Here is a 24,439-nt window from a genome sequence, read left to right on the forward strand (position 1 = left end):
GCCACGCCCGCGGAAAGCGTCCCGGAATGGAAATCAATTTTAACGCGCAGCAAAAAAACACTATTTTTCTCTGAGAAAAATAGTGTTTTTGGGTTATGTCCCGGCCTCTATGTCCAACCAGCTTTTTTATGTCGGTATAGAGGTCTTTTCTTTCTTGATGGAAAAACCGCCAAGTAGAATTGTTCCGTGCGGCAGCCATTTTTTTATTAAAATTGAAACAATGATAGGAATGAATATCCCGATTGTTGTATAACCAATAAGCCCGTAAGTGAAATAATCATTTAAAATAATATCCGCAAAAATATGCAGATACATAATGGAAAGCGAATGCTTTTCTATTTTCCGCAGCCAGTTAAGCGACAGTTTTTCTGCGAGCAGCTGGAAGCACCCTACTAAAACGATTGTAAATGAGATGGGAATGACCAAATCCAATATCAAATGTTCATACCGTAAGAACTTCATGCTCAGTCGGTAATCGATAATATGGTAGTTATCAATCAATACCGCCGTCGCACTCAGGAACACGGCTATCCCCATCCATCGTTTTGAAATATCCATCCACAATTCTTTAAAATAATATCCGATTGCAAAATAGACGATTGCCATCAGCGCAACATCGACGTTCCAAATCATTGGAATCGATTGTGCTGCTTCAGATGGCTTACCGCTGATGACTTGCATAGCGATGATGCTCTCAAAATGTGCGATAACATAAAAGAGTCCTAGAATTATAAATTGTTTCATCCGATTGAAGTAGGTCGTCAACCACATGAATAATAAATATGTGAAGAATAAGGTTGTCACGAACCAGAAAACACCATATGCTCCGCGAATAAAACGTCCTCCGATGGCAAGTGTCCATAAGTCATTAAGATACCATGTTAAATCCCAATTACCTGAAAACATCTCCATTCCATAACGGACGAATGTAATACTCGCCAGGAAAAATAGGTAAGGGAAGATTAATTGCATGAAACGCTTGTAAACCATCAGCTTTATATCCTTTTTATCTAAAATCGGTTTAAAGAACAAACCGCTTAATATGAAAAATGCAGGCATATGAAACCAGTAAATATATTTAGCAAGTGGAAATTCAAGCTCTCCTGGATAATGCCCGATGACGACAAGGATCATTAAGAAGCCTTTCGTAATATCCACCCACGTTATCCGTTTTTTCATCAATAAACACCTCTAAAAAAAATATGCTGCTATTATATACCCTTTATTAATATTAAAAGTGGAATGTAACAGTAAAGATATGTAATTGTTATATAAACGGGAAATGGCGGATATAAAGGATGCTTGTGGCGTTTGACATCATAAATTTTATAAAATGTAAATTTCAGGAAATATAATAAGGAAGGTGTGTTAAAAGTTAATTCGACTTTTAACACACCTTTTTAATATCGCTGTTTAATTTGATTATAATGGCAGATTTGAATATTTGACTGATGTTTTGCATTTAATAAGGCAACATTTGAAAAGCGGTAAAGCTCTCTGACAGTCTGTCCATTTTGCGGATATGAGCAGATGCCAATCGCAAGAGTCAGTTGATGGGAAGGATAGTTTTCAAAAGTAAGCTGCTGCACAGATTTATTAATTGAATAGGCTAGAGTAATCGCTTCTGCAGGTGCCATCTCGGGGAGCACGACATAAAACTCATCACTATCAATTCGTCCAATATGAGCATTTTCCGGCAGCTGGTTTTCCAGCAGTTGTGAAATTTGTACGAGCACCTCATCACCTGCTCTATAGTGATACAGATAATTTAATTCGCGAAACTGACGAATATCGATATGAAGCAATTCAAATGGTATTTTCGCATTCACATAAGACAATAACTTTTGCTCAATCGCTATATTATTCGGCAGCTGTGTAAGCAAATCCGTTTTCCTTAGTGCATAGATTTGTTTAATTTGTTTATTTTTATGTTCAAGCTGCATTAAAATTTTTCGAACCGCGAAAAAAGTGAGAACCGAAACGATAAAATAAAGAATTAAATAAGGCAGTCCGTTTACTGCAAACCGGTCAAATATAATAAGAATGATTAGATGTTCGATAGTTATAATGAAAAAATAAACCGGGATATTTTGATACGTAATCGGTCGTTTATAAGCTATAAAGGCTGCAATTAATGTCACGATTAAAGTATTCAGCATTATTACGAACGACAATATGGTTGTGTACAATAAAGCAAAACGGCTAATTACAATGATAAAGCCTGTAATTGACATTGAAACAGGGCCTCCAAGTAAACCGCTGAAAAGCACAAAAATAATCCGATTGTTTATCAGCATTCCATTAGCATAGGGAGTAGCCAGTGCAGTTAATATAAATGCGGCACATCCGAATGTCACCCCGACGATAATGGACTTATATTTATGGATGAAAGGATTATCTTCATATTGAATAAAGGGCCAGAAAATTAAAATCGTAAAGCAAAACAGAATTGAAAAGTTGATTGTCAGCTCAAAAAACATGGCATCACCCACCTTGGTAATATATCATTACCCGTTATTTTAAATTATTTATATGGAAATAAGAAGATAGTTTTATTTTTGCCTGCTGTTTTGCTATTACTAAATTTTCAAGTAGCTCCAAAGATGTTTGTCCATTATCAGGATAGGAACTAATTCCTACCGATACAGAAATATGTAAAGATAGATCTGAGGATACTTTGAACGGCTGTTGGGAGATCATATTTATTAGATTATTGGCCTCTACAATTGCAACGGCAGGAGGTACATCCTTTAAAACAAGAAGAAACTCCTCACCGCCCAATCGGCTGACATAAGCACCATTTTTACTGGCATATTCCATCAGGTGTTGGGCAAGTTGTTTAATAACAAGATCGCCTGTCGAAAAACCATACTGCAAATTCAGCATTTTAAAATCCCGAATGTCCACGAGCAATAAATTGAAAGGGGATTTCTTTTTAATCAGGTATTTAATATGCTTTTCGTTTTCTTTGTTGTTTGGCAACTGTGTCAAAAAATCGATTTTTTTCAAATGGGTTGTCTGTTTTACTGTATCGTTGGCAAGTTTTATTTGACGGATAACAATGTAAATGAAATAAAATGAAAAAATCGTAAAGATGCCGTAAATCAATAAATATTCAAAGCTTTTAGAATTGAAACAAAGCCCAAGGAATAATGCGATGAATGTTTCAATAAAGCAAACCCAGAAAAATATAAATATATTTTTGGTAGTCATTTTATATTTCCTTGTGACAAAGAACAATGTCACAACAAGTACAAGAAAATTAATATTCAGGATCATCGGTAACAATGCCAAATATGGCAGGAAAAACAGTCCGGTTCCTATAATAAGACCACTGATCAGAATTGCAAACGGCCCGCCTAATAGACCACTGTATAACACCGGAATATACTGAATGTTCATCATAAAATTATTCGTAAGGTGCACGGCCGAAAATGACAATATAAGTCCTGTTATACCGAATTTTACTCCAATCATATAAGGAAGCGACCGATTGATGAACGGTGTTTGTTTAAAGTGGTTGATAAATGGCCAATAAATTAAAAGTGTAAACGTAAATAATATACAGAAGTAAGATAATATTTCAATTAACATAATAAGCTCCTTTATACTTTAATCATTACAGTTCTGAACGAAAATTACTATAAAAATAGTGGAATTAAATAAAAACCGTTCAAATCAAGTTGAATGAAGGAGTAAGCGCAAAGTTAAGTTCGTTGTTGCTTAAAGAGAGGTACTTATCCTATAATAAAAAGGTTATAGAAATATATGTATAGGAGCTGACTGCTATGGCGAACGAGAGCGGGAAAACAGTCAAAATCAAACTAGTTTCCTCGATCATTCCAACCGGGGGCGAGCTTGAAAAATATGAAATGTGGCTTGAAGGCAATTGTGTAGAAAAAGGAAACAATCATTATTTGCGCTATGAGGAAGTTCAGGAGGATCTGAAAATTCAGACGACGATCAAACTCAATGAAGCGAATTCGTTTATTATGCGAAAAGGCGGAGTGAACATGCGATTGCCTTTAAATCCGGACTTACGCGAAAATGGTCATTATGAAAGTCCATTCGGCTCATTACCTCTTGTTACCGATACACACCAGTTAGCCATTGAAGTAGTACAAAGCGAAAAAGTGTCAGGGCAATTTAAAACGCATTATGACCTTATCATAGGTGGCAATTCAGTTGGCCATTACAAATTAGACATTGAATTTACGGAGGTATAACTATGAACGCAGTAGAACAATTACAGCAATCGATTAAAGCAGCATTAAAAGCGGCAATCGATCAAGCCGGCCTAGTAGAAGCGGGCACGGAAATCAACATCCATTTAGAAACACCTAAAGATAAAGCAAACGGTGACTTTGCAACAAATATCGCAATGCAATTAACTAAACTGGCGAAGAAGCCGCCACGTGCAATTGCAGAAACAATTTTAGAGCATTTAACAACTGAAGGCACAGACATCGAGAAGGTTGAAATTGCAGGACCAGGTTTCATGAATATTACTGTACGTAAAGACTTCTTGGCGAGTGTTGTTACAGCAGCATTTGAACAAGGCGAAAACTATGGTCGTTCAACTGCAGGCGCAGGAGAAAAAGTACAGGTCGAGTTCGTTTCAGCTAACCCGACTGGCGACTTGCATTTAGGCCATGCGCGCGGTGCATCTGTAGGGGATTCATTATGTAATGTATTGGATTTTGCCGGTTTTGACGTATCACGCGAATATTATATTAATGATGCCGGCAACCAAATTAATAACTTGGCGTATTCTTTGGAAGCCCGTTATAAGCAAGCATTAGGAATGGACGCGGAAATGCCGGAAGACGGTTACCACGGTCCTGATATTATCGGAATTGCCGGTAAACTTGCTGAAGAATTCGGTGCAACAATTTTGGACAAGTCGGATGAAGAACGCTTTAAATTTTTCCGTGAGCACGGCTTGAAACTGGAATTGGCTAAACTGCAAAATGACCTTAAAAATTTCCGTGTTGAATTTGATGTTTGGTATTCAGAAACATCTTTATACGAAAACGGTAAAATCGATGTAGCATTAGACAAATTAAAAGCAAATGGCCATGTATTTGATGAAGAAGGCGCGACTTGGTTCCGTTCAACAACATTCGGTGATGACAAAGACCGCGTATTAATCAAAAACGATGGTTCATACACATATTTAACGCCGGATATTGCTTACCACGAAGATAAATTACGTCGCGGCTTTGATAAGCTGATCAATATTTGGGGTGCTGACCACCACGGCTATATTCCACGTATGAAAGCGGCGATCGAAGCACTTGGATATGACCGCGGTACACTGGAAGTAGATATTATCCAAATGGTTCAGCTTTACAAAAACGGCGAGAAATTCAAGATGAGTAAACGTACTGGTAATGCTGTAACGATGCGTGAATTAGTAGAAGAAGTAGGTTTGGATGCTGTACGTTATTTCTTCGTTAAAACAGCAGGGGATTCACATATGGATTTCGATTTGGACTTAGCGGTATCACAATCGAACGAAAACCCGGTATATTACGCACAGTATGCACATGCTCGTATTTCATCAATTTTACGTGCAGCAAACGAGCAAGGTTTCGAAGCATCATTGGAAAACCTGAACTTGCTAGTAGCAGAAAAAGAAGAAGATGTGCTTAAAAAAGTAGGGGCATTCCCGCAAATCGTGGCAGATGCAGCGAAACACCGCACACCACACCGTATCGCAAACTATATTCAAGACTTGGCAGCTGCATTCCATAGTTTCTACAATGCAGAAAAAGTATTGAATCCAGATAACAAAGAGCTGACAGAAGCTCGTTTAGCATTGATCACAGCAGTAAAAACTACATTAGCGAATGCACTGAAACTAATCGGTGTAAGCGCACCTGAAAAAATGTAATTCAATAATTCAAGGCACTCTATTTCCATATAAGGAAATAGGGTGTTTTTTCTTTGAATGAAAAAGACACAAAACGTATTGAATCCCTATAAAGGAACTAGGGATATCTATTGACTTGTAATTTTCCGAAACGTACTATTAAAGTTGACTTCTATATACAGGACAATAAATATGAGGTGGTGCTTTTCATGAGCAAGGAATTATTTATTCAAACCGACGAGCAGCAGCAATGGCTGAAAAAGCTCGAAACAATATCAGAGAGCGTGAAAGAACACGCTCGGCAAACAGATGAACAAGCGACATTTCCATTTGAAAATTTCCGGAAGCTGAGAGAAATCGGCTATACAAAAATAACATTGCCAAAGGAATATGGCGGAGATGGCTTCACAGTATATGATGCGCTGCTGCTGCAGGAAACATTGGCCAGCTATTGCGGAAGCACGGGGCTGGCTGTATCATGGACAATTCAAAATGTAGGCGAGATTTTCGAAAATCGTTACTGGGATGAACAAAAGCTCGACTGGTTTGGCAAAGAAATTGCAAATGGTGCTACGGTTAATCGGGCGGTAAGCGAGTTTGCGATGGGAAGCCCGGTGCGTGGCGGACGTCCGGGGACTTTGGCAAAACGTGATGGTGATGACTATATAATTAATGGACGTAAAAACTATACGAGCGGTGCACCGGACCTCGATTATTTTTTAGTATCGGCATGGATTGAAGATGAGGCCCAGTTAGGATTTTTCCTCGTTCCGAAAACGACAGATGGGGTAAAAGTCGAAAACACTTGGGATGTTGCGTCAATGCGCGGTACGGGAAGCGATGATTTAGTGCTTGATAATGTCCGTGTTAATAATACAAACTTAGTGGAGATCCCGAACTATTCAACCGGCTTTAAACTGAATGGCTGGCTGCTGCTCATCCCGGCAACTTATTTAGGGATTGCCCAGGCTGCACGCGATTACGCCGTTGACTTTGCGAATAGTCATTCCCCGAACAGTATTCAAGGAACAATTGCCCAGTTGCCGAACGTGCAAACACTGATCGGAGAAATGGATTTGGCGTTAACGAAGGCACGCTTTACAATTTACGGTGTTGCAGGGCTTTATAATGATCCGATTAAAAAGGCGACATTAGTTAATGAAATCAATATTGCAAAACATGTCGTGACAAACACAGCAATCGAGGTTGTAGATAATGCGATGCGTTTAGTTGGGGCAAAAAGCCTGCAAAGATCAAACCCGCTTCAACGCTATTACCGTGATGTACGTGCAGGTCTGCACAATCCTCCAATGGATGACATTACAATTAAACGTTTAGCTGAAACGGCAATTGAAAAAAACTTGAAAGAAAAAGAATAATTCGTTCTTTTATCCATGATTAACACAAATCAAGTTGAATTAACTGAAATTTAAGCATACTTTTTTCTGAATATCCGCTATAATAGAGCTATTAACTTTATATGGACGATAAAGGTTCTTACTCGATGGATTGAGTAAGGAGTAAAAGGGAAATCGGTTCAAATCCGATGCGGTCCCGCCACTGTAATTGCTAGTTGAAAGCAACATGCCACTGAAAAAATTTCGGGAAGGCGCTCTTCAACGTTATGCATAAGCCAGGAGACCTGCCTTTATAATGCCCTAAATTAAACCTACGAGGATAGGATGTGGCGGATAAATTCTTTTTTCTTTGAATTTTATTTGCATACGTAAAGTTTCCTTCATTTTAGTAGGGAAGCTTTTTTTGTTCTATAGTCATTTATTAGGGGTTCAACAATTTCATACAGCTTACTATATAGGATACAAAGATATAGGAGCATTCTTTGACTAAACAGGAGTTGATTGGAATGAAGGGCGGCAGACTCCAGCGGGAACAGCGCGAGGGAGAGACTACAGGCTCGAGCCGCGCCCGCGGAAAGCGTCCGCCCGTAATGGAAATCAACGGATAATAGAGACATGTATGAAACAATTTGATATTCCCCTGACAGTTAATATAGAACCTTTCTAATTCTCAAATTTAAGGAGGAAATTTATTTTGAAAAAATGGCAACTGCTTTCTTCCGCAGCATTACTTACAGTAACATTAACTGCATGTAATTCGGAAAAAGCAACGGATAATCAAACAGCAAATGAAAGCAAAGAGGTAACTGAAACAGCACAATTCCCGGTTACATTAAAAGATGCCTTGGACAAAGAAATTACGCTTGAAAAAGCGCCAGAGCGCATCATTACACTTGCTCCATCGAACACGGAAATTTTATTCGGCATAGGATTAAACGATGAAATCATCGCTGTGAACGACAATGATACATATCCTGAAGAAGCATTAACAAAGGAATCGGTTGGCGGCATGGAGTTCAATCTGGAACAAATCATCGGCCTGCAACCCGATTTAGTTTTAGCACATGAATCCGGAATGTACAGCTTCAATGAACAGGCAATTGCACAGTTGGAATCAGTAGGCATTCCCGTATTTGTTGTAAAAGATGCGAAAACATTTGAAGAAACATATGAAACGATCGAACAAATCGGGCAGCTGACAGATAAAGAGCAACAAGCAAAAGAAATGGTGGCCTCAATCAAAGAAGGAATTGAAGAAATTGAAGTGAAAGTAGCCGACCTGGAAGAAAAGTCGGTGTTCATCGTTGTTGGAACAGATCCGGATCTTTATGCAGCAGGAGAAGAAACATTCATCAGTGAAATGCTGGACGTGTTAAATGCAGAAAATGCTGTTCCTGAACTAGGCTGGCCGATGTACAGCTCAGAGCAATTTGTAAACAGTAATCCGAATGTTATTTTAGTAACGTATGAAAGCGACATGGCGGCAATCGAGAAAAACGATGCATATGCCGAAATGGATGCAGTGAAAAACGGCAATGTGAAATTAATAGACGGCGATACGACAAGTCGACAAGGTCCTCGTATAGTTGATGGTATTGAATCAATAGGTGCAGCGATTTATCCAGAGGTATTTAATGAATAGAAAATATTCAATCGCCTATGTACTATCGATTGGATTACTTTTAAGCAGTATATGGATCGGCATTTCATTCGGATCAGTAGATATTCCTTTCTCAACTTTATGGGATAAAACGACTGATCCGGTTGCATACAGTATTTTGTGGAAAATCCGAATGCCCCGTGTCATTTTAGCTGCATTAATCGGGGCATCCTTGGCGATAGCCGGAGCAGCATTTCAGGGGTTACTTAAAAACCCTTTGGCTGATCCGTATACGCTGGGTATTTCATCAGGAGCCTCGGTAGGTGCGGTCATGACAATCTTTTTAGGAATTTCAATACCGGTGCTCGGTGTCTTCACATTGCCTGTATTCAGTATGGCCGGAGCTGCATGTACGATGATTATCGTCCTGACATTTGCCCGACTTGTTGACCGCTCGATGAAAATGGAGACACTGATTTTGACGGGGATTATTTTCAGCTCATTTTTAGGGTCCTGCATCTCCTTAATGGTCGCACTTACTGGTGAACAGCTAAGAGAAATTATCGGCTGGCTCCTTGGAAGTGTGTCGATGCGAGGTTGGCCATATGTCCAGATGGTGCTGCCATTTATGGTGATCGGTACGGCAATTATTTGGCTCACTCGCCGTGAACTGAATGCGATGATTTATGGGGAAGAGCGCGCCAAGTATTTAGGTGTAAATGTAGAGCGCAGCAAGTATATGATTTTGGCGGGCGGTTCCATTTTAACAGGAGCAGCTGTTGCAGCATCGGGTACAATCGGGTTTGTAGGGTTAGTTGTTCCGCATATGATTCGCCTGCTGATCGGAGCAGATCATCGACATTTATTGACATTGTCGTTCTTGAACGGGGCAAGCCTGCTCGTCATTTGTGACTTAGTATCGCGTACAATTATTGCCCCTATTGAACTGCCGATTGGTGTTATTACTTCCTTTATTGGCGCGCCTGTCTTTGCCTATATTTTCTTCAAGCAACGTAGAAAGGTTGTTGCATAATGTTAAAAGTAAATAATTTATCAGGTGGTTATGGCGGGAAAACGATAATAAAAAATATGACGTTTCACGTGGAAAAAGGTAGAATACTAGGGATTCTTGGTCCGAACGGCAGCGGGAAATCGACATTACTGAAAATGATCAGTGGTGTGCTGAAGCCTGAAACAGGTGAAATTTTCATCGAAGCAAAACCGCTTAAAAGTTATGATAACAAGCAATTGGCGAAAAAGATGGCCGTTCTGCCTCAATTAAATGCAAGTGCATTTACGAACAGTGTATATGATGCGGTTTCGTTAGGTCGTTACCCACATCAAAGCGGCTTCTTTTCTTCCTGGACCGAAGAAGATGAAAAGACTGTTCAGCGGGCAATGGAAAGTACGGGTGTGTCACACTATAAAAATCAGTACTTGGAGTTTTTATCGGGAGGCGAGCAGCAACGGGTATTTATTGCCCAGGCACTTGCACAAAATTCAGAACTGCTTCTATTGGATGAACCGACAAACCATTTGGATATCGCCCATCAAAAGCAGATTCTGGATATGATCCGGATGCAAGTTGAGGTACAGGGACTGACAGTTGTCTCGATTTTCCATGATATTAACTTGGCATCCCTTTACTGTGATGAGCTCCTACTGTTGGAAAGTGGTAAAGTACGGGCGTTCGGTGAGCCTCATGAAGTTGTGTTGCAAGAACAGATTGCCGATGTGTATCAGGCTAGAATTGCGACATATCCTCACCCGGAACTGCCTAAACCGCAAATTACAATGCTGCCAACGAACGAAATGGTACGAAAAGCTGCGACAATCCGGATGGACCAGTTTCAAATAACGGAAGACTATATCGAATATCAGGCTCAGGCACCGCTCAAAGTAATTTCTTCTGCTGTGCATAATGCCGGCATAGGCTGGTATGACACATTGCTCAATCGTTCCATTGCGCCAGAATACGATATTTATAATGTGAAGGAGGAAACGGAGCAATTTTTAATAGAGCGTAAGTTTTCTCCAACAAATACAGTAGTTATGCTGACGGCAGTCGAAACAAGCTGCGCAGTAATTCGGCGTTTCTCGAAAAATAATACAGAAATTCTTGTCATGGTAACAGCAGGGGTAGGAAACAGTGTCGACGTTACCAAAACATATTTGCGGGAAGATGAGCCACATGTTGGTACGATTAATACATGGGTCATCATTAATGGGAAACTGACAGATGAAGCATTTATTCAGGCGATGATTACGGCTACAGAAGCAAAAACGAAAGCAATGGCAGATCAGCAAATAAAAGATTCAGTGACAAATACAATTGCAACAAGTACCGCAACCGACAGTCTATTGATCGCTGCTACCCAACAAGGGGAAGAAATGACATATGCCGGACCTATCACGGAAATCGGCAAACTGATCGGACGGGCTGTTTTCGAAGTTACAATAGAGGCAATTAAAAAATATAAACTCCATTATAATAAGTAAACTGTCTTCGAAGAATAATACTTCCGTTAAAGAAAGCCATTATACCTAAAGGGAATTTTAAAAAAACCTAGAAGTAATATTAAGTGGAAAGGGTGATTATTGATGAAATTATATACAAAGTCAGGCGATAAAGGGAAAACGAGCATTATTGGAGGACGTGTCGATAAAGACCATCTGCGTGTTGAAGCATACGGCACAATTGATGAGCTGAATTCATTTATCGGTAAAGCTGTCAGTGAACTGGACCAGGAAAAGTTCAAGGATCTGATTGAAGATTTAACTGCGATTCAGCATGAATTGTTTGATGGAGGAGGAGACTTGGCAAATGTAATGAAAGAACGCCATTACAAACTTGCCGAAGAACCGATCACTGTTTTGGAAAACCGTATTGATGCGCTTTCCGAAGAAGCACCGCCATTAAAACGTTTCATCTTACCGGGTGGGGCGCCTGCAGCTGCTACTCTGCATATCGCCCGCACTGTTGCCCGCCGTGCAGAACGGGAAACTGTTTCTTTAATGAAAGAAATTGAAGATGTTTCACCTGTCGTACAGAAATATTTAAATCGATTATCGGATTATTTATTTGCTGCAGCACGTGTCGTAAACCACCGATTATCAGTCCAGGATGTCGAATATATTCGCAGTGCAGACGTATTTAAATAAACGAAAAATGCTAGTTAAGACAAAAAAATTGTCTAACTAGCATTTTTTATATTTAGATTTAATTTTCAGAATTAATGACGAAATCTGTTGACTGAATGCTCATTCATAACTACAATGGGTTTATAGATTTATATAGTTTATCGGGGTGAATTGGATAAACAAAGGGGTAAAAACTTCGTATTCCAGGGGGGAAAACAATGAATACATTTTTAATTATTAACTGGATTGCATTCATCGCCGTGTTACTTTATGCGCTGGGGTTATTCGCATATTTGCTGAAAACACGTTATGACTATATTCAACTTGGTCGTAAAGAAGAGTTCAATCATAAATTTTCTGAACGCATAGAAGATATCGTTGAGAAAGTATTTGGCCAGTCTAAACTATTAAAAGATAAGAAGATGGGACTTGTACACGTTCTGTTTTTCTACGGATTTTTAATGGTTCAATTTGGGGCTATCGATTTAATCTGGAAAGGTCTCGCACCGGGATCACATCTTCCGCTGGGCGGTCTGTACCCGGTATTTACATTTACACAGGAGCTTGTTGTATTAACGATCTTAATCGCGGTAGCGGTTGCATTTTACCGTCGTTATATGGAGAAACTTGCCCGCTTAAAACAAGGTTTTAAAAATGGTTTAGTTTATATGTTTTTAGCTATTTTAATGTTTGCTACATTATTCGGTAATGGCTTTTACTTAATTTGGCATGATCACGGTTTAACAGGATCAGAACCAGTAGCATCTGCAGTTGCCTGGGTATTCCAATGGATGGATCCGACGATTGCAGCTGTCATGTTCTTCGTTATGTGGTGGGCACACTTGCTGGCGTTATTAGCATTCCTTGTTTATATCCCGCAAGGCAAGCACTTCCACTTAATTACATCGATTTTCAACGTTTATTACAACCGTCAAGACCGTATTGGAACATTGCGTCCAGTCGATTTTGCCGCATTGGAAGAAGCGGAAGATGAGGAAAGTATGCCGCCGCTTGGAGTCGGGAAAATTCACGATTTCACGCAAAAGCAAATGCTTGACCTGTACGCATGTGTAGAGTGTGGACGTTGTACGAATATGTGTCCGGCAACAGGAACAGGAAAAATGCTTTCACCGATGGACCTGATCGTAAAACTGCGTGACCATCTAACATTTACTGGTGCAGTTGAGCTAAAGAAAAAGCCTTGGGTGCCATTCTCGTTCTTCAATAATACACAGGGTAACCAATTGGCGATGGCTGCTGGTGCTGAAGGTGCGGTAATCGAGGATATTTACAGCCCGTCATTAATCGGCGATGTTATTACAGAAGAAGAAATCTGGGCTTGTACAACATGCCGTAACTGTGAAGATCAATGTCCGGTAATGAATGAGCATGTTGATAAAATTATCGATTTACGTCGTTATTTAACGATGACAGAAGGTAAAGTGAATCCGGATGCTCAACGCGCAATGACGAACATTGAGCGACAAGGGAATCCATGGGGTTTAAACCGTAAAGAAAAAGAAAACTGGAGAGAGCTTGACGAAACAGTTCACGTTCCAACAGTTAAAGAATTGAAAAAATCAGGCGAAGAAATGGAGTATTTATTCTGGGTCGGTTCAATGGGGTCATTTGATAACCGCTCACAAAAAATTGCATTGGCGTTCGCTAAACTAATGAACAAAGCAGGCGTGAAGTTTGCTATTTTAGGTAACAAAGAAAAGAATTCAGGGGATACACCACGCCGTTTAGGTAATGAATTCCTGTTCCAGGAGCTTGCTACGGCCAACATTGATGAATTTGAGAAAAATGGTGTGACGAAAATTGTAACGATTGACCCGCACGCATACAATATTTTCAAAAATGAGTATCAGGATTTCGGCTGGAGCGGTGAAGTGCTTCACCATACAGAATTGCTGTACGACCTCGTTCAGGAAGGCCGTTTAACAATGGATCACCGTGTTGATGAAACGATTGTATTCCATGATTCATGTTACTTAGGACGCTATAATGATGTATTCGATCCGCCACGCGAAATTTTAAAAGGAATTGCAGGCGTGAAGCTGGTTGAAATGGAACGTAATCGTGAAGATGGTATGTGCTGTGGTGCAGGCGGTGGTTTAATGTGGATGGAAGAGCATGTCGGAAACCGTATTAATGTTGCCCGTACAGAACAGGCAATTGCAACACAGGCATCTGTAATTTCTTCAGGCTGTCCTTACTGTTTAACAATGCTTTCGGATGGAACGAAAGCAAAAGAAGTGGAAGATACAGTCGGTACTTACGATATCGCAGAAATTTTAGAACGTGCAGTATTCGGAACACCGGAAAAAGCACAAGTTCAACAAGTGCAAGAAGAAGTAGTGGAAGAAACGGTGGTAGCACCTGCTGAAACAATTGAAGTTGAAAAACAGGGAACACCTGATGAATCTTCAAAGCTTCCGGAAGAGCAGCAGGCAGCAACAGACGCAACACCGGCAGCAAATGAAAATAACGAACAAAACAAATAATATATGAATTAACGAGAATAAAATTTATAGTCAGTATATTTGAATAATTGTTGCGAATTCAAAAAGGATTTAATACAATAAAAGTAAGCGAAGAAATGAGAGTTGTAAATACTCTCATTTTTTTCTAAATAATGATTGAGCGAGCGTTCAGTCGAATTATTAATTACAGACTGCAAGCAGTATTTTTATTAGTAAGTGATGGGGATCTTTACTAATAGATTAATAGCCTGCAAAGCAGAACTTCACAATACGGATGGCGATGTACATATTCGGATTAATTCAAACAAAGGGGTGTATGGATTGTCGAGAACAGTCATTATAGACGGCGCAAGAACACCATTCGGTAAATTTGGTGGCGCATTAAGTTCATTAACAGCAAGTGATTTAGGCGGAATTGCAATTAAAGAAGCATTGGCAAAGGCGAATGTAGAAGCAGATGCAGTAAATGAAGTCATTATCGGAACCGTATTGCAGGCAGGGCAGGGGCAGATCCCTTCACGACAGGCTGCAACAAAAGCAGGAATTCCATGGAATGTAAAAACAGAAACAATCAACAAAGTATGTGCTTCAGGAATGCGCAGTGTAACACTTGCAGATCAGCTTATTCGATTAGGGGACGAAGAAGTGATCGTGGCAGGTGGAATGGAATCAATGTCAAACGCACCGTACTATATGCCAAAAGGGAGATTTGGTCTGCGTATGGGAGATGCGAGTTTAGTAGACGGTATGATCTATGACGGTTTGTCTTGTGCATTCCATCCGAAACAAGTGCATATGGGCATTTACGGCAATGACACTGCAAGCAAGTTTGAGGTTTCCCGTGAACAGCAGGATGAATGGGCAGTCCGCAGTCATGAAAAAGCACTTGCAGCAATTGACTCAGGTAAATTTGCCGAGGAAATCGTAGCAGTGGAAATTCCACAGCGAAAAGGCGAGCCGCTTCTTGTTGAAACGGACGAAGCACCACGAGCAGGAACAACTTTGGAAACGCTAACAAAACTAAAATCGGCATTCAGCAGTGATGGCACAATTACAGCCGGAAATGCACCAGGTGTGAATGACGGGGCGTGTGCACTTGTACTGATGAGTGAAGAAAAAGCACAGCAGGAAAATCGTCAGCCGCTCGCAACAATTGTTGCACATGCGGAAGTTGGGGTAGCGCCGGAAGATTTCCCGCAAACACCGGGACTTGTAATAAATGAGTTGCTTAAAAAGTCAGGTAAAACTTTATCAGATATTGATTTAATTGAAATTAATGAAGCGTTCGCAGCGGTTGCTCTAGTAAGCAATCAAATTAGCGGGCTGGATGAGAATAAAGTAAATGTTAACGGTGGTGCCGTAGCATTAGGTCATCCGATTGGAGCAAGTGGTGCCCGTATTATTTTAACGCTCGCTTATGAACTGAAACGTCGTGGGGGCGGTTTAGGAATTGCTGCTATCTGTTCAGGCGGCGGTCAAGGGGACGCGGTATTAATCGAAGTTACAAACTAAGGGGATGAAATAAATGGCGATTCAAAAAGTAATGGTCATCGGAGCAGGGCAAATGGGCTCCGGGATCGCGCAAGTTTGTGCACAGGCAGGCTACGATGTCATTTTAAATGATATGAAGGATGAGTTTTTCGAACGCGGTTTAAATACAATCACGAAAAACTTGGCACGGGATGTTGAAAAGGGGCGCAAAACAGAAGAGGAAAAGTCGGCTGTGTTAGACCGTATTACTAAATCATTGACGATTGAAGACGCGAAAAACGCGGACATTATCATTGAAGCGGCAGTAGAAAACATGGACATTAAACAATCGATTTTCAGGCAGCTTGATGAAATTGCACCTAAGCATGCGATTTTAGCGACAAATACATCGAGCTTACCGATTACTGAAATTGCGGCAGTGACAAAACGTCCGGAACAAGTAATTGGCATGCACTTTATGAATCCGGTACCGGTCATGAAACTTGTGGAAATTATCCGCGGCTTGGCAACATCGGATGACGTGTACGAAATGGTTGCAGACATGACAAAGCAGCTGGGGAAAACAGGTGTGGAAGTGAATGACTTCCCGGGCTTTATTTCAAATCGTATTTTACTGCCGATGATCAATGAAGCGATTTATGCACTGTACGAAGGGGTAGCGACGAAAGAAGCGATTGACGATGTAATGAAAATGGGGATGAATCATCCGATGGGTCCATTAACACTGGCTGATTTTATCGGATTGGATACATGCTTGTCGATCATGGAAATTTTACACGAAGGACTTGGTGACAGTAAGTATCGCCCATGTCCGTTATTACGCAAATATGTGGCAGCCGGCTGGTTGGGCAAAAAGAGCGGTCGAGGATTCTACATATACGAAAGCTGAGGGACTTCTATGAACTTACAATTTACTGATGAGCAGTTAATGATGCGTAACATGGTCCGTGATTTTGCCAAAACCGAAATTGAGCCGTTTATCGAGCAGATGGAAGCGGGCGAGTTCCCGAGGCATTTGCTGACGAAAATGGGTGAGCTCGGGCTGATGGGAATTACGGCACCTGCTGAATACGGCGGGGCGGAGATGGATTTTACTTCTTATATTATTGCGATCCATGAGTTGTCGAAAGTAAGCGCGGTAATGGGCGTGATTTTGTCAGTCCATACTTCTGTCGGCACAAACCCGATTCTATATTTCGGCAATGAAGACCAAAAGAAAAAATATGTACCGAAGCTGGCAAGCGGAGAATCGATCGGAGCATTTTGTTTAACTGAGCCTAGTGCCGGTAGTGATGCTGGTTCACTGAAAACAAAGGCAGTCCGGGACGGCGAACATTACGTATTGGACGGTGCAAAAGTATTCATTACAAATGGCGGGGAAGCCGATGTGTATATCGTTTTTGCTTCTACAAATCCGGAAGCCGGTTCACGCGGGATTTCAGCATTCATAGTAGAAAAGAATACACCCGGTTTAATAATCGGGAAAGACGAACGGAAAATGGGGCTGCACGGTTCACGTACGGTTCAGCTTACATTTGAAAATATGCGGATTTCTGCAGAGAACTTGCTTGGGCAAGAAGGAGACGGCTTTAAAATTGCGTTGGCCAACTTGGATGTAGGTCGGATCGGAATTGCAGCTCAAAGTTTAGGAATTGCCGAAGCTGCACTGGAAGCAGCAACTGCCTATGCAAAAGAGCGTATCCAGTTCGGAAAACCAATCGCCAAGCAGCAAGGGGTCGGCTTTAAGCTTGCCGATATGGCAACAGCTGTGGAAGCTTCAAAACTGCTCGTTTACCAGGCTGCAAATTTACGCAGTGAAGGGCTGTCATGCGGAAAAGAGGCATCGATGGCAAAACTGTTCGCATCTCAAACAGCAATGGACACAGCGATCGAAGCCGTACAAATTTTCGGAGGCTACGGCTATACCGAAGACTATCCGGTAGAACGCTATTTCCGCGACGCAAAAGTAACACAAATCTACGAAGGTACAAGCGAAATCCAGCGCATCGTCATTAGTAAGCATGTGATTGGTTGACGTAGACCTTCTACTATATTTAAAAAGGGGACATGGGGAAATGAACTTTCAATTATCAGAAGAACACCAACAATTACGCGAAATGATTCGCGATTTTGCAATCAATGAAGTAGCACCAACAGCAGAGCACCGCGATGAGCACGAAGAATTCGACAGAGGCATTTTCGATAAAATGGCCGAGCTAGGCTTAACAGGTATTCCTTGGCCGGAAGAATACGGCGGAGCTGGGTTTGACTACTTGGCATACTGTATCGCAGTTGAAGAATTATCACGTGTTTGTGCATCGACAGGGGTAACATTGTCAGCACATACATCACTTGCAGGCTGGCCGATTTTCAAATTCGGTAACGAAGAGCAAAAGCAAAAATATCTTCGTCCAATGGCAGAAGGTAAAAAAATCGGTGCTTACGGCTTAACAGAGCCAGGTTCAGGCAGTGATGCAGGCGGAATGAAAACATATGCAGTAAAAGACGGGGACGACTATATTTTAAATGGTTCGAAAATCTTCATCACAAATGGTGGGGTAGCAGATATTTATGTCGTATTTGCGGTGACAGATCCGGAAGCGAAAAATGGCACGACTGCCTTTATCGTTGAAGCGGACTTCCCGGGATTCTCGGTAGGGAAAAAAGAGAAGAAACTAGGAATTCGCTCATCGCCAACAACAGAAATCATCTTTGACAACTGCCGTGTACCGAAAGAAAACGTACTGGGCGAAGAAGGTCAAGGTTTCATTATCGCAATGAAAACACTCGATGGCGGACGTAATGGAATTGCAGCACAAGCGGTAGGTATTGCGCAGGGCGCATTGGATGCTGCGGTTGATTATGCAAAAGAGCGTGTTCAATTCGGCAAGCCGATTACAGCAAACCAAGGTGTATCATTCAAGTTAGCGGATATGGCAACAGAAATTGAAGCATCTCGTTTATTGACTTATCAGGCAGCGTGGCTGGAATCAAATGACTTACCATACGGAAAAGCATCGGCAATGGCAAAACTGCTTGCAGGTGATACAGCGATGAAAGTAACGACAGAAGCTGTTCAAGTATTCGGCGGCTATGGCTATACGAAGGATTATCCGGTAGAGCGTTATATGCGCGATGCGAAAATTACGCAAATCTATGAAGGTACACAAGAAATCCAACGCCTCGTAATTTCGCGTATGATTACGAAGTAGCCTATGGCAAAAAATGATAAGCTGCACGTCCAATCGTCAATAAAAGATGAAAATAAAATAATCGCACGCCGTCAGCAAATTATCGATGCCGGTGTGAAGCTTTTCAAAGAAAAGGGATTCCATCGTGCAACGACAAGGGAACTTGCAAAAGCGGCCGGTTTTTCTATCGGGACTTTATATGAATATATACGGACGAAAGAAGATGTTTTATTTTTAGTATGCGACAATATTTTCAATGAAGTAACGAAATGCTTAACTGATTTCCCTTCCGATACAGGTACGATCGGAGGCTTGAAACAGGCAATCCGTCAATATTATTTGCTTATTGATCAAATGCCTGAGGAGTTTACGATTATGTATCAGGAAACGAAGTCATTGCCAAAAGCTGCGATGCATTACATTCTCGATAAGGAACTTGAAATGGTTGCGATTTTTGAACGCATATTAAAGGATTGTGTAGCAGCAGGCAATTTATCGCTGTCTGAAGATGCAATCTATTTAGCGGCAAATCACATCGTCGTACAAGGGCAAAGTTGGGCATTCCGTAAGTGGGCACTTCAAAAACGGTATACGATCGATCAATATATAAACTTGCAAACAACAATGTTTTTACAAGGCATTATGCAGTTTGAAAATTAGGAAAGGAGAATCGCCATGTAGAGCAACTATTTAAAGAGTTTGCTTCGCATGGTGATTTTTCATTATTTCAGCATAACAAAGGGGCTATTAAAATGGGGAAAACTGAAGTATACAAACCAAAAAATCATATTCGTTTTGTCACAGCATCAAGTCTTTTTGATGGGCATGATGCTTCAATTAATATTATGCGTCGAATTCTACAGTCAAGTGGTGCGGAAGTTATTCACTTAGGCCACAACCGTTCCGTTGAGGAAGTGGTGAATGCTGCGATTCAGGAAGATGCGCAAGGGGTGGCACTATCTTCATATCAGGGCGGTCATATCGAATATTTCAAATATATGTACGATCTGCTTCGTGAAAAGGGAGCGCCGCATATCAAAATTTACGGTGGCGGCGGTGGTGTCATATTGCCGCGTGAAATAAAGGAGCTGCATGACTACGGAATTGCCGGCATTTTTTCACCGGAAGATGGGCGACAATTAGGTTTACAAGGAATGATCAACAAAAAGCTTGAAGGTGCAGATTTTTCAACGCTAAAAGGAAATTATAAAGAACTTTTAGAAAAGCTTACGACCGATACACCGGAAATTTTGGCGAATTTAATTACAGCTGCCGAAAATGGCGGGGATGCGGAAATCGAAGAAATGCTGCAGCTTGCCCGAGCAAAAAGTTTAAACACACCGGTAATTGGAATTACAGGTACAGGCGGAGCAGGGAAATCTTCGCTGACAGATGAACTTATCCGCCGATTCCTGCAAGAATTCCCGGACAAGAAACTTGCGATTATTTCAGTCGATCCGACAAAACAAAAAACTGGCGGGGCTTTATTAGGTGACCGTATTCGCATGAATGCCATCTTTAACAACCGTGTTTATATGCGCAGTTTAGCGACACGCGGTTCCCATACGGAATTATCAAGTTCCATCGGGGATGTACTCGATGTTGTGCGCACAGCAGGATATGATCTGATTCTTGTTGAAACAAGTGGTATCGGGCAAGGCGATGCTGAAATTACAAAATACACGGATCTGTCAATGTATGTAATGACGAGTGAATTCGGTGCACCGACACAGCTTGAAAAAATCGACATGATCGATTTTGCGGATCTGATTGCAATCAACAAGTTTGAGCGAAAAGGTTCTGAAGATGCATTGCGTCAAGTTCAGAAACAATACCAGCGTTCACGAGAGCTATGGGAAGAACCACTTGATCATATGCCTGTATTCGGGACGATTGCTTCACAGTTCAACGATTTAGGGACGAACTCATTATTTGCTGCACTTGTAGCGAAAATTAATGAGAAATTTGGCTTGAATTGGGAAACTTCGTATGAGCAATTTGTCAAAACACAAAAGCAGAACATCGTTATTCCAAATGACCGTCGCTATTATTTACGCGAAATTTCGGAAACAGTCAGAAACTATCATAAGCATGCAGAACAGCAGGCAGCACTTGCGACGAAATGGTATCAGCTTGAAGGAACAAAAGCACTGCTTCCGGAAAGTGAAACAGCATTAATTGCATCAATTGATTCTTTACTGGAAGGCGTCCAAAATGAATTAACTGCGGAGTCAAAGCATATACTGAAAAATTGGAATGCATTAAAAGAAGCTTATGCAGGCGACGAACTTATTACGAAAGTGCGCGATAAGGAGATTAAAACAATATTACGTACAGAGTCGCTTTCAGGCTTGAAGATTCCGAAAGTCGCGCTGCCGAATTTTAAAGATTACGGCGAAATTTTACGCTGGGTGTACAAAGAAAATGTACCGGGAGAATTCCCGTATACAGCAGGTGTTTTCCCGTTCAAACGTGAGGGAGAAGATCCGAAACGACAATTTGCCGGTGAAGGAACTCCGGAACGTACGAATAAACGTTTCCATTACTTATCAAAAGATGACGATGCGAAGCGTTTATCGACAGCATTTGATTCGGTAACATTATACGGGGAAGATCCGCATACACGTCCTGATATTTACGGAAAAGTCGGGGAATCCGGCGTAAGTGTCTGCACATTGGAAGATATGAAAAAACTTTATGCAGGCTTTGATCTATGTGCACCTTCTACATCTGTATCGATGACGATTAATGGTCCAGCACCGATTATTCTGGCAATGTTTATGAATACAGCGATCGATCAGCAAGTGCAAAAGCGCGAGCAGGAGCTTGGCCGAACTTTAACGGTGGAAGAATTTACAGAAACGCGTGAACAAACATTGCAGGTAGTGCGCGGTACTGTACAGGCAGATATTTTAAAAGAGGATCAGGGGCAAAATACATGTATCTTCTCAACTGAATTTGCGCTGCGTATGATGGGCGACATCCAGCAGTATTTCATCGATCATAAAGTGCGAAACTATTACTCGGTATCCATTTCGGGTTATCATATTGCCGAAGCCGGCGCAAATCCGATTTCACAGCTTGCATTTACACTGGCAAACGGCTTTACGTATGTCGAGTATTATTTAAGCCGCGGTATGAATATCGATGATTTTGCACCGAACTTAAGCTTCTTCTTCTCGAATGGTCTGGACCCTGAGTATACAGTCATCGGTCGTGTAGCCCGCCGTATCTGGGCTGTTGTTATGCGTGAAAAGTACGGCGCAAATGACCGCTCGCAAAAGCTGAAATATCATATTCAAACATCGGGCCGCAGTCTGCATGCACAGGAAATTGACTTCAATGATATTCGTACAACATTGCAGGCACTGATGGCATTGCAGGATAACTGTAACTCACTGCATACAAATGCGTACGATGAGGCCATTACGACACCTACTGAAGAGTCGGTACGCCGCGCGATGGCGATTCAAATGATTATTACAAAAGAGCACGGCCTATCGAAAAATGAAAACCCGTTACAAGGAGCATTCATTATCGAAGAGCTTACACAACTGGTGGAGCAAGCGGTGCTGGAAGAATTCGACCGCATGAATGATCGCGGCGGGGTGCTTGGTGCGATGGAAACACAGTATCAGCGCGGGAAAATCCAGGAAGAATCGATGCACTATGAGCATTTAAAACATTCAGGACAATTGCCGATTATTGGCGTGAACACATATTTAAATCCGAACCCGCCATCAGATGAAGCAATCAATAGCATGGAGATCGCGCGTGCTTCCAAAGAAGAAAAAGATTTGCAAATTGCAAATTTGACAAGCTTTAAAGATGCGAATGCGGACAATAGTCAAGAAGCGCTTGACCGTTTAAAAGAAGTCGCTAAAACAGGCGGCAATATTTTTGAAGAATTAATGGAAACAGTTAAAGTAGCGAGCCTTGGCCAAATTACTCATGCCCTTTATGAAGTAGGCGGTCAATATCGCCGGAATATGTAAGGTAAGACAGATTTATTGTGTAGCATTGCTGAAAACAACTTAATAACTAGCCTTATTTACTTAGTTATTAGAAAAAAATGCAAAAAAATGAACTTAGAATACCACGAGTGCGGAAATTTTCGTTATACTAGTAAATACATGGACGATCTGATGAAGGAAGGTGCGCAATAGTGCAACAGTATGTACATTATATTTTAATTTTAGCATGCCTAATTGCAACCTTCTTTTTATATAACCGACAATTAGCGGCAATCCCTTTGCTGCTTTTATCCTTCATTTTATTTTATGTTGCCTATAAAAAAGTAACAAATTTAAAAAACAAGAAATGAAACTAGCATAGTGATAGCATGTTTGTATATAATGGGTATTATGCTTATATCCATCCAGTTGTTGTACAAGCAACGGAAGAACGGGTATAAGATCTTCGGCAGATGTTAAGGATTTGGAAGACGAATCCAAACACAATTACGCCGAGTCGTAATTGATAAATAGACATGTAAGAATGGAAAGGACGTGCACGATTTGAACTTTCGTGGTATGACAGATGAACAATTAGCAGAAGAGTCATTAATCGACTTAGCATACGCACTACTAGAAGACAAAAAACAAGCAATGCCGTTAAATGAATTATTAAAAGGAATTCAAGCATTAAATGGTATTTCTGATGAAGAATTAAAATCCCGTTTAGTGCAATTTTATACAGACTTGAATGTAGAAGGCCGTTTCTTATTAAACCATGAAAATGGCTGGGGTTTACGTGAGTGGTATAAAGTAGAAACAATCGAAGAAGAAACAGCGCCAACAATCAAGACACGTAAGAAGAAAGCAAAAGCTGTTGACGACGAAGATGAAGATGAAATCATCGACCTTGAAGAAGAGGATGTATTATTCGAAGAAGACTACGATGAATTCGTTGACGACGAAGAAGAGGAAGAAGTGGATGAAGACATCGACTTCGTTGAAGAAGACATTGAAGAAATTGACGCTGACATCGATGAAGAAATAATCGATGAAGATGATACATTTATCATCGAGGATGATGAAGAAGAAATCGATGAAGAGTTAGATGAGGAATTAGAAGACGAAGATTTAAAATAAGCAATTTTCACATTGGAAATTGAAAGTGCTTGACTTCTATTTCAGTTCCGTATAATCTTTTACTTGGGCTCCTTTAAAAAGGAGATTGACCGTATAAGTTATACGCTCCCCCTGCAAAATAGTGCAGGAGGAGCGTTTTTTATTTTTTCATGCGTTTTAATTAGAAAAACATTCCCTTGCATTTAAGAAGCAAAAGAGTGTTTT

Annotated in this window: 18 protein-coding genes and 1 riboswitch; of the genes, 15 read left to right on the forward strand and 3 right to left on the reverse strand. The window is 40.9% G+C overall.

Going from position 1 to position 24,439, the window contains the following annotated elements:
• Nucleotides 1-126: 126 nt before the first annotated feature.
• The 3 genes from MKX73_RS09795 to MKX73_RS09805 all read right to left on the reverse strand — a co-directional run bounded on the left by MKX73_RS09795 (nt 127) and on the right by MKX73_RS09805 (nt 3,594).
• Nucleotides 127-1,182 carry an acyltransferase family protein gene (locus MKX73_RS09795; RefSeq protein WP_445783310.1) on the reverse strand — a complete coding sequence of 352 codons (1,056 nt, stop codon included), beginning with the start codon at nt 1,180-1,182 and terminating at the stop codon, nt 127-129.
• 218 nt (nt 1,183-1,400) lie between these two features.
• Nucleotides 1,401-2,480, reverse strand: a complete 1,080-nt coding sequence (locus tag MKX73_RS09800; RefSeq protein WP_340717266.1) for a GGDEF domain-containing protein — start codon at nt 2,478-2,480, stop codon at nt 1,401-1,403.
• 34 nt (nt 2,481-2,514) lie between these two features.
• Complete coding sequence (locus MKX73_RS09805) at nt 2,515-3,594, reverse strand: GGDEF domain-containing protein (RefSeq protein ID WP_340717267.1); 1,080 nt, start codon at nt 3,592-3,594, stop codon at nt 2,515-2,517.
• 194 nt (nt 3,595-3,788) lie between these two features.
• On the opposite strand from MKX73_RS09805, the gene MKX73_RS09810 reads away from it, so the two are divergent.
• The 15 genes from MKX73_RS09810 to rpoE all read left to right on the forward strand — a co-directional run bounded on the left by MKX73_RS09810 (nt 3,789) and on the right by rpoE (nt 24,235).
• Nucleotides 3,789-4,226: a DUF1934 domain-containing protein gene (locus MKX73_RS09810; protein WP_340717268.1), complete on the forward strand. Its 438-nt coding sequence runs from the start codon at nt 3,789-3,791 to the stop codon at nt 4,224-4,226.
• Nucleotides 4,227-4,228: 2 nt separating this feature from the next.
• Nucleotides 4,229-5,896 (forward strand): arginine--tRNA ligase, encoded by a 1,668-nt coding sequence (argS, locus tag MKX73_RS09815; RefSeq protein WP_340717269.1) that lies wholly within the window; start codon nt 4,229-4,231, stop codon nt 5,894-5,896.
• 188 nt (nt 5,897-6,084) lie between these two features.
• Nucleotides 6,085-7,254 carry an acyl-CoA dehydrogenase family protein gene (locus MKX73_RS09820; RefSeq protein ID WP_340717270.1) on the forward strand — a complete coding sequence of 390 codons (1,170 nt, stop codon included), beginning with the start codon at nt 6,085-6,087 and terminating at the stop codon, nt 7,252-7,254.
• Nucleotides 7,255-7,349: 95 nt separating this feature from the next.
• A riboswitch (cobalamin riboswitch) is annotated at nt 7,350-7,539 on the forward strand.
• A gap of 388 nt (nt 7,540-7,927) precedes the next feature.
• Nucleotides 7,928-8,875, forward strand: coding sequence for an ABC transporter substrate-binding protein (locus MKX73_RS09825; protein ID WP_340717271.1), 948 nt, complete (start codon nt 7,928-7,930; stop codon nt 8,873-8,875).
• Nucleotides 8,868-9,866, forward strand: a complete 999-nt coding sequence (locus tag MKX73_RS09830; RefSeq protein WP_340717272.1) for a FecCD family ABC transporter permease — start codon at nt 8,868-8,870, stop codon at nt 9,864-9,866. The genes MKX73_RS09825 and MKX73_RS09830 overlap by 8 nt, the downstream gene beginning before the upstream one ends.
• On the forward strand, nt 9,866-11,332 hold the full coding sequence (locus MKX73_RS09835) for an adenosylcobinamide amidohydrolase (protein ID WP_340717273.1): 1,467 nt from the start codon (nt 9,866-9,868) through the stop codon (nt 11,330-11,332). The genes MKX73_RS09830 and MKX73_RS09835 overlap by 1 nt, the downstream gene beginning before the upstream one ends.
• Before the next feature lie 102 nt (nt 11,333-11,434).
• Complete coding sequence (locus tag MKX73_RS09840; protein ID WP_340717274.1) at nt 11,435-11,995, forward strand: cob(I)yrinic acid a,c-diamide adenosyltransferase; 561 nt, start codon at nt 11,435-11,437, stop codon at nt 11,993-11,995.
• A 197-nt stretch (nt 11,996-12,192) separates the two neighbouring features.
• Nucleotides 12,193-14,481 (forward strand): (Fe-S)-binding protein, encoded by a 2,289-nt coding sequence (locus tag MKX73_RS09845; RefSeq protein WP_340717275.1) that lies wholly within the window; start codon nt 12,193-12,195, stop codon nt 14,479-14,481.
• 300 nt (nt 14,482-14,781) lie between these two features.
• Nucleotides 14,782-15,972, forward strand: a complete 1,191-nt coding sequence (locus MKX73_RS09850) for an acetyl-CoA C-acetyltransferase (RefSeq protein ID WP_340717276.1) — start codon at nt 14,782-14,784, stop codon at nt 15,970-15,972.
• Between the two features lie 13 nt (nt 15,973-15,985).
• Nucleotides 15,986-16,840, forward strand: a complete 855-nt coding sequence (locus tag MKX73_RS09855) for a 3-hydroxybutyryl-CoA dehydrogenase (protein WP_340717277.1) — start codon at nt 15,986-15,988, stop codon at nt 16,838-16,840.
• Nucleotides 16,841-16,849: 9 nt separating this feature from the next.
• The gene (locus tag MKX73_RS09860; protein WP_340717278.1) at nt 16,850-17,986 is read left to right on the forward strand and encodes an acyl-CoA dehydrogenase; all 1,137 of its coding nucleotides are present in this window, start codon (nt 16,850-16,852) and stop codon (nt 17,984-17,986) included.
• A gap of 40 nt (nt 17,987-18,026) precedes the next feature.
• A complete protein-coding gene (locus tag MKX73_RS09865; RefSeq protein ID WP_079524620.1) occupies nt 18,027-19,163 on the forward strand; it encodes an acyl-CoA dehydrogenase in 1,137 nt (378 codons plus the stop codon).
• Between the two features lie 3 nt (nt 19,164-19,166).
• Complete coding sequence (locus MKX73_RS09870) at nt 19,167-19,802, forward strand: TetR/AcrR family transcriptional regulator (RefSeq protein ID WP_340717279.1); 636 nt, start codon at nt 19,167-19,169, stop codon at nt 19,800-19,802.
• A 92-nt stretch (nt 19,803-19,894) separates the two neighbouring features.
• Nucleotides 19,895-23,137 carry a fused isobutyryl-CoA mutase/GTPase IcmF gene (icmF, locus tag MKX73_RS09875; RefSeq protein WP_340717280.1) on the forward strand — a complete coding sequence of 1,081 codons (3,243 nt, stop codon included), beginning with the start codon at nt 19,895-19,897 and terminating at the stop codon, nt 23,135-23,137.
• 513 nt (nt 23,138-23,650) lie between these two features.
• Nucleotides 23,651-24,235, forward strand: a complete 585-nt coding sequence (gene rpoE / locus MKX73_RS09880; RefSeq protein WP_340717281.1) for a DNA-directed RNA polymerase subunit delta — start codon at nt 23,651-23,653, stop codon at nt 24,233-24,235.
• The last annotated feature ends 204 nt before the right edge of the window (nt 24,236-24,439 follow it).

It is taken from the genome of Solibacillus sp. FSL W7-1436 (assembly GCF_038007305.1).
Lineage (GTDB): Bacteria > Bacillota > Bacilli > Bacillales_A > Planococcaceae > Solibacillus.